The organism is Mesorhizobium sp. M7A.F.Ca.CA.002.09.1.1 (genome assembly GCF_003998555.1).
GTDB classification, from domain to species: Bacteria; Pseudomonadota; Alphaproteobacteria; order Rhizobiales; family Rhizobiaceae; genus Mesorhizobium; species Mesorhizobium ciceri.
This window is the reverse complement of the sequence record NZ_RZRR01000192.1, coordinates 1-7,476: the sequence shown is the minus strand read 5'-3', so window position 1 is coordinate 7,476 and position 7,476 is coordinate 1. Positions and strand designations below refer to the sequence as shown.

Annotated in this window: 6 protein-coding genes and 1 pseudogene; all 7 read left to right on the top strand. The window is 63.1% G+C overall.

Annotated elements, in window-relative coordinates; translation table 11 throughout:
* Positions 1-575: putative PEP-binding protein (locus EN994_RS11220; protein ID WP_348631676.1), on the top strand; the 575-nt coding region annotated here is incomplete at its 5' end.
* 10 nt (positions 576-585) lie between these two features.
* Positions 586-1,665 carry a peptide chain release factor 1 gene (prfA, locus tag EN994_RS11215; RefSeq protein ID WP_013529461.1) on the top strand — a complete coding sequence of 360 codons (1,080 nt, stop codon included), beginning with the start codon at positions 586-588 and terminating at the stop codon, positions 1,663-1,665.
* Complete coding sequence (gene prmC / locus EN994_RS11210) at positions 1,658-2,530, top strand: peptide chain release factor N(5)-glutamine methyltransferase (protein ID WP_063169067.1); 873 nt, start codon at positions 1,658-1,660, stop codon at positions 2,528-2,530. The genes prfA and prmC overlap by 8 nt, the downstream gene beginning before the upstream one ends.
* A gap of 303 nt (positions 2,531-2,833) precedes the next feature.
* On the top strand, positions 2,834-3,778 hold the full coding sequence (locus EN994_RS11205; RefSeq protein WP_024503799.1) for a DUF4167 domain-containing protein: 945 nt from the start codon (positions 2,834-2,836) through the stop codon (positions 3,776-3,778).
* A 219-nt stretch (positions 3,779-3,997) separates the two neighbouring features.
* On the top strand, positions 3,998-6,358 hold the full coding sequence (locus tag EN994_RS11200; RefSeq protein ID WP_127307536.1) for an AAA family ATPase: 2,361 nt from the start codon (positions 3,998-4,000) through the stop codon (positions 6,356-6,358).
* Positions 6,359-6,417: 59 nt separating this feature from the next.
* A complete protein-coding gene (locus tag EN994_RS11195; RefSeq protein WP_013529465.1) occupies positions 6,418-6,783 on the top strand; it encodes an MmcQ/YjbR family DNA-binding protein in 366 nt (121 codons plus the stop codon).
* Between the two features lie 150 nt (positions 6,784-6,933).
* A pseudogene (locus tag EN994_RS11190) lies at positions 6,934-7,476 on the top strand (hypothetical protein); the annotation flags it as partial.

Here is a 7,476-nt window from a genome sequence, read left to right as displayed (position 1 = left end):
AGCTGATGCTGCCGATGGTGACCGAACTCGGCGAGATCACCCAGGCACGCGAGATCATCGACCGCGAGGTGCGGCATTTGTCGCGCTTTGCCCATCATTTGCCGACCAGCCTGAAGCTGGGGGCGATGCTTGAAGTGCCGTCGCTGCTGTTCCAGCTCGATGAATTGATGAAAGCGGTCGATTTCGTCTCGGTCGGTTCGAACGATTTGTTCCAGTTCGTCATGGCCGTCGACCGCGGCAACACGCAACTGGCCAACCGCTTCGACACGCTGTCGGCACCCTTCTTGCGCGTCCTCAAGCAGATCGCCGATGCCGGCGTCCGCAATCACACGCCGGTGACGCTATGCGGCGAACTCGCCGGCAAGCCGATCTCGGCGATGGCGTTGATCGGACTCGGTTTCCGCTCGATCTCGATGTCGCCGGCCTCGATCGGGCCGGTCAAGGCGATGCTGACGGAACTGCCGCTGGACGAATTGAAGGCGTTTTTCGACGACAATCTGATGGCTCCGGCACAGGGCCTGCCGATGCGGGCGCTGCTGCAGGCCTTTGCCGACGACCGTTCGATCCCGTTATAGCAGCCTCATCATGGTCAATTTGCCCCGCGATCGTATGGATCAAGTCGTCAAGCGTTTCGAGATGCTCGAAGCGCAGATGTCGGCCGGCCCGGCGCCGGACGCCTATGTGCGCATGGCGTCCGAATATGCCGAAATCCAGGACATGGTGGCCAAGGTCAGGGCGCTGCGCGCGGCCGAGCATGAACAGGCCGACCTCGAAGCCATGCTTGCCGACAGGGGCACCGACGCCGAGATGCGGGCGCTGGCCGAGGCCGAGCTGCCAGGGGTCGAGGACCGCATCGAGGCGCTGCAGAAGGACATTCAGATCCTGCTGTTGCCCAGGGATGCCGCCGACGACAAGAACGCCATTCTCGAAATCCGCGCCGGCACCGGCGGCGATGAGGCCGCGCTTTTCGCCGGCGACCTGTTTCGCATGTACGAACGCTACGCCGCCGAACGCGGCTGGCGTTTCGAGACCGCCTCGGCCAGCGATGGCGATGCCGGCGGCTACAAGGAAATCATCGCCACGGTGTCGGGCAAGGGCGTCTTTGCGCATCTGAAATTCGAATCCGGCGTGCATCGCGTGCAGCGCGTGCCGGCGACCGAGGCCAGCGGGCGCATCCACACGTCGGCGGCAACCGTCGCGGTGCTGCCCGAGGCCGAAGAGGTCGACATCGACATCAGGGCCGAAGACATCCGCATCGACACGATGCGCGCCTCGGGTTCGGGCGGCCAGCACGTCAACACCACCGATTCGGCCGTCCGCATCACCCATCTGCCGACCGGCATCATGGTCGTGCAGGCTGAGAAATCGCAGCACCAGAACCGCGCCAAGGCGATGCAGATCCTGCGCGCCCGCCTCTATGATCTCGAACGCGGCAAGGCTGACGAGGAGCGCTCCGAATCGCGCAAGTCACAGGTCGGCTCCGGTGACCGCTCGGAACGCATCCGCACCTATAATTTCCCGCAAGGGCGCGTCACCGACCATCGCATCAATTTGACGCTCTACAAGCTCGACCGGGTGATGATGGGCGAACTCGACGAGATCATCAACGCGCTGATCGCCGATCATCAGTCCAAGCTGCTCGCCGACATCGGCATCGATGACTGACCTGCCCAACGCGCTCGGGCCGCTGCTGCGGGAAGCGCGGGCTCGGCTCGGCAGCACCGTCGACGACCCGGCGCTCGATGCGAGGCTGATCGTCGAGCATTTTTCGGGCACGACGCGCACGCAAGCCATTGCGGACCCCGAACGCAGGGTCGGCGCCGGCGCTGTTGCCGAAATCGATGCCGCGTTGAGACGCCGCGCCGGCGGCGAACCTGTGCATCGCATCCTCGGCTATCGTGAATTCTACGGTTTGCGCCTGGCGCTGTCGCCGGAAACGCTGGAACCGCGGCCGGATACCGAAACGCTGGTCGAGGCGATATTGCCCTTCGTCAAGGCGGTTGCGACGCAGGAAGGCGAGTGTCGCATCCTCGATCTTGGCACCGGCACCGGCGCCATTGCGCTGGCGCTGCTCAGCGTCGTGCCGACGGCTAATGCCACCGGCGTCGATCTGTCCGCGGGTGCGCTGGCGACGGCGGCCCGCAATGCCGGGCAACTTGGTCTTGCGGGCCGGTTCACGGCGCTGCAGTCGGACTGGTTCGAAAAAGTTTCCGGCCGGTACCATGTAATTGTCGCAAACCCTCCCTATATATCTTCCGAAGACATTGGAAATCTGCAGGACGAAGTCCGCAATTTCGACCCGCGCCTAGCCCTGGATGGCGGCGCGGACGGTCTGAACCCCTACAGAACCATCGCTGCGGAAGCGGCAAGGTTTTTGGAAATTGAAGGCAGAATTGCGGTCGAGATCGGCCATACGCAACGCAACGAGGTCTGCGAGATATTCACTGCAGCCGGCTACGTGCCGGGCAGTGTTTTCCGTGACCTCGGTGGAAACGACAGGGTTATTGTCTTTGAAAGGATAAAGCCTTGACGCAGTGCAAAAAAGCGCTTGGCAATGCCGGGGAATGCGGCTAGGGTCGCCTTAACCGGATGAGACGAAGCAGGCAGTGCTCTTAGCGATTCGGTTTTCCTTGGAAATAGCTGCCTTCTTGCGCAAACGATGCCCAAGCTTCGTGCGGGAATCGTCCGGCAAGTGATGTAACCGGAACAGGATGACACGTGGCGCCAACGCAATCGATGCGGGCGAACGCCGGTGAAGAGACGAAACGGCTGGCTGCATGAGCGCCTCCGTTCGTGAAGAGTTTTTCGAAAATTTCAAAATGAAGAGAGTTTGATGAGGCCACAACAGCAGAACAGGCGCATGCGCGGTCGCAACAACAATGGCGGCGGCGGTGGTAACAATAACAACAATAACAACAACAACCGCAAGGGGCCTAATCCCCTGACGCGCAACTACGAGAGCAATGGCCCGGACGTGAAGATCCGCGGTTCGGCTCAGCAGATCGCCGAAAAATACGCCACCCTTGCCCGTGATTCACACAGCTCCGGCGACCGGGTCATGGCGGAGAACTATCTCCAGCACGCCGAGCATTACAATCGCATCATCGCGGCCGCACAGGCGCAGATGCCGATCCAGAACACGCAGCAGAATCGCGATGATTTCGACGATGATGGCGATGAGGACCGCGACGATTTCGACAATAGCGGCAACAACAGCAACGCTGCTTCCGACGTCCAGATCCCGGTGGTCAACCATGGCGCCGGCCCGCAGCCGGTTATCGAAGGTACGCCGGCCGAGGTCGCGCTGAACCGGGAAGGTGGCCGCGAGGCCCGCGATAACAATGGCGGGCGCAACAATGGCGGCCGCGACAACAATGGCGGGCGCCATCGTGATCGCCGCCCCAATGGCGGCTATGGCCAGAACGGCCAGCGCGACTTTTCATCGTCCGCCGAGCAAGGTGGTCAGCCCCAGGGCAACGAGATCCCGGTCCAGGGCGAAGCCGTTTCGCCGACCGAATCTGTGGCGCCGGCCGAACCGGCTCCGTCGTTCGAGAACCTTTCCCCGGCAGGTCTTGCCGCCCAGGCCGAACTCAACGAGGCGGCCGCCGAAAGCGGTGCTGCCCGTCGTCCGCGTCGTCCGCGCCGCCCGCGCGTCAACGCCGATCAGGTTGATGGCGGTAGTGACAATGCCAGTTCCGGGACCGACGCCGGCGAGGTGGCTGCGGCCCCGGCCGACAGCGGCAACGCCCAACCGGTCAATGTCGATATCGATAACTGACCCAACGGCATTTCAAGGCATTGAGCGGCGGAGAGAAATCTCCGCCGTTTTCGTTTGGGCGGCCGTGCAATATTATGTGGTTGCCGATATCGGGACGTCTTGAGGGTTCAGCGCCTGTGCACCATATCAGCCTCAACTGGACCCGGCTCGAATGAGCGGGTCCGTCACCGCAATCGGATCCGGTGCCGCAAAGCGGGCCGGTGATGGAAGGAGACAGATATGAACCTTGAGAAATACTCAGAGCGCGTGCGCGGCTTTATCCAGTCCGCGCAGACCATGGCGCTTTCCCGCAACCACCAGCAATTCACCCCTGAACATATCCTGAAAGTGCTCGTCGACGACGACGAGGGCTTGGCCGCGTCGCTGATCGAACGCGCCGGCGGCAACATCCGCGACGTCAAGCTTGGCGTCGAGACGGCGCTCGAAGCGATGCCCAAGGTCGAGGGCGGCAATGGCCAGCTCTATCTGGCCCAGCCGCTGGCGAAAGTGTTTTCGACCGCCGAGGAACTGGCCAAGAAAGCCGGCGACAGTTTTGTCACGGTCGAGCGGCTCTTGCAGGCGCTCGCCATGGAAAAGTCGGCCAAGACCGCCGACATATTGGCCAAGGCCGGCGTCACCGCGCAGGCGCTCAACCAGGTCATCAACGATGTCCGCAAGGGCCGCACCGCCGATTCGGCGAGTGCCGAACAGGGCTACGACGCGCTGAAGAAATACGCGCGCGACCTGACTGCGGATGCCCGTGCCGGCAAGCTGGACCCCGTGATCGGCCGTGACGACGAGATCCGCCGCACCATCCAGGTGCTGTCGCGCCGCACCAAGAACAATCCGGTGCTGATCGGCGAACCCGGCGTCGGCAAGACGGCGATCGCCGAAGGCCTGGCACTGCGCATCGTCAATGGCGACGTACCGGAATCGCTGAAGGACAAGCAGCTGATGGCGCTCGACATGGGCGCGCTGATTGCCGGCGCCAAATATCGCGGCGAGTTCGAGGAGCGGCTGAAGGCCGTGCTCTCCGAAGTCACCTCGGCCAGCGGCAACATCATCCTGTTCATCGACGAGATGCACACGCTGGTCGGCGCCGGCAAGGCGGATGGCGCCATGGATGCGTCCAACCTGTTGAAGCCGGCGCTGGCGCGCGGCGAGCTGCACTGCGTCGGCGCCACCACGCTCGACGAGTATCGCAAGCATGTCGAGAAGGATGCAGCCCTTGCCCGGCGCTTCCAGCCGGTTTTCGTCGACGAGCCGACGGTGGAAGACACCGTTTCGATCCTGCGCGGCCTGAAGGAGAAATACGAGCAGCACCACAAGGTGCGCATTTCGGATTCAGCGCTGGTGGCGGCGGCGACGCTGTCCAACCGCTACATCGCCGATCGCTTCCTGCCGGACAAGGCGATCGACCTGGTCGACGAAGCCGCATCGCGGCTGCGCATGCAGGTCGATTCCAAGCCCGAGGCGCTGGACGAGATCGATCGCCGCATCATGCAGCTCAAGATCGAGCGCGAGGCGCTGAAGGTCGAGACGGACGATGCTTCGAAGGACCGGCTCGCCCGCCTGGAAAAGGAACTCGTCGGCCTTGAGGAGGAATCGACCGAGATCACCGCCAAGTGGCAGGCCGAGAAGCAGAAGCTCGGGCTCGCCGCCGACCTGAAGAAGCAGCTCGACGAGGCGCGCAACGACCTTGCCATTGCTCAGCGCAAGGGTGAATTCCAGCGCGCCGGCGAGCTTGCCTATGGCAAGATTCCGGAATTGGAAAAGAAGCTGAAGGAGGCCGAGGCCCAGGACGGCAAAGCCGGCATGGTCGAAGAGGTGGTTACCCCCGACCACGTCGCCCATATCGTCTCGCGCTGGACCGGCATTCCGGTCGACAAGATGCTGCAGGGCGAGCGCGACAAGCTGCTGCGCATGGAAGACGAGATCGGCAAGCGCGTCGTTGGCCAGGGCGAGGCGGTGCAAGCTGTGTCGAAAGCGGTGCGGCGCCGGCCCTATCAGGTCGTGCTGTTCGACGAGATCGAGAAGGCGCATCCGGATGTGTTCAACGTGCTTTTGCAGGTGCTCGACGACGGCCGCCTGACCGACGGCCAGGGCCGCACGGTCGACTTCCGCAACACGCTGATCATCATGACGTCGAACCTCGGCGCCGAATATCTCGTCAACCTCACCGAGGACCAGGATGTCGATCTGGTGCGCGACGAGGTGATGAACGTCGTCAGGGCATCGTTCCGGCCGGAGTTCCTCAACCGCGTCGACGAGGTGATCCTGTTCCACCGGCTGCGCCGGCAGGATATGGGCCGCATCGTCGAGATCCAGCTCAAGCGGCTCGAGAGCCTGCTTGTCGACCGCAAGATCACGCTATCGCTGGACCAGGAGGCGGTGGATTGGCTGGCGGCCAAGGGCTACGACCCGGCCTATGGCGCGCGGCCGCTGAAGCGGGTGATGCAGAAGGAATTGCAGGACCCACTGGCGGAGAAGATCCTGCTCGGCGACATCCTCGACGGCTCGACCGTCAAGGTGACAGCCGGTTCCGACCGGCTGAATTTCCGCTCCAAACCGACGATCGTCGCGGCGGAAGCGGCAGCCTGATCCTGCGCCGCGCGTCCTTCCTGGACGCGCGGCGTTTTCATATAAAACGTGGGGTGGGGATGACACTGGACGACTACAACAGCTTCTGCGACTCGCTGCCTTCGACGACCCATGTCGTCCAGTGGGGTGGCGCCCATGTTTGGAAGGTGGGGGCCAAGGTCTTCGCGATCGGCGGCTGGGACGATGGCCAGCAGCTCTTCGTCACCTTCAAATGTTCCGATATCGCCTATGATGTGCTCAAGGAACAGCCGGGGCTACGGCCCGCACCCTATCTTGCCTCGCGCGGCATGACATGGATCCAGCGTCGGACAAGCCAGAGCATGGATGATGCCGCGCTGAAGGACTATCTGCGCGAGAGCCATCGCCTTGTCGCCCTGAAGCTTACCAGGCAGGCGCGCAAGGAATTGGGACTTGCCGAAAGCTAGCCTATATTCCTTGAGGCGCCGGAAAACCGCCATCTTCATGCCCGGTTCATGTTGGAACCATAGGATGGTGTAACTGGTTTGCTGGCGAAGGGGTTCGCCAGAAGACAATGCCGGCGGCGGCAAATTTACGGACCGGAGAATTTGGCCACCATGTTCCGCACGATCTTTGCCCTCTCGGCGCTAGCCGCCGGGCTTGTGTCTTCCGGGGCGTTCGCCGCGCCGACGACGGACAATGCGCCAAGGGTTGTCCGCGCTGCCGATACCGGGGGCATCCTTGTCGCCCAGGACGGTAATCTCGACATCTACTACGACGCCAGGGGCAACCGCGTGATCGTCGATGCCGATACCGGCAAGGTCATCGCCATCCAGCCGCCGCAGACCCGGCTCGACCGCCGCGCCTTGCGCCGCGAGACACGACTGCGCGAACTGGGCCGCGCCCCCGAAGGCGACGACCGCTACTATCTCGACGATCCGGAAGACATGGCGCGGTTCCGGCGCAAGCAGTTGGAAGAGGAAGGCCGCGTTATCCCGCCGCCGGCAGATGAGTACGATCCCTATGGGGACAATTCCGCCGAAGCCTACCCGCCGGCGCCGCAGGACGATGGCAATTACGACGACAATTATCCCGACGCGCCGCAGCCGGCTAAGCCGGGTACAATCAAGCGCCAGCCGCTGAACGAGGCCGCGATAGAC